The 221-nt window shown below is 44.8% G+C and carries 1 pseudogene; it reads left to right on the plus strand.

The features are described from left to right. Positions 1-34 precede the first annotated feature (34 nt). Positions 35-221 (plus strand): annotated as a pseudogene (locus tag HJV72_RS19190) (MATE family efflux transporter); the annotation flags it as partial.

Consider the following 221-nt stretch of genomic DNA (forward strand, 5'->3'; position numbering starts at 1 on the left):
TTCTTGCACTGCCTTTTATGTGTGTCGATTATATGTGCGTCAGTGTTTTCAGGCTATAGGAGACGGTAAAAAATCTTTCTATCTCGCATTCCTGAGAAAGATCGTGCTGGAAATCCCCGCACTCGTGCTGCTGAATTATTTTGTACCGCTGTACGGAATGTCCTATGCCACTCTGTGTACGGAAGTCATTCTGGCGGTTTTATCGGTTAAGCTTCTGCACA

It is taken from the genome of Extibacter sp. GGCC_0201 (genome assembly GCF_017566055.1).
GTDB lineage: Bacteria > Bacillota > Clostridia > Lachnospirales > Lachnospiraceae > Extibacter.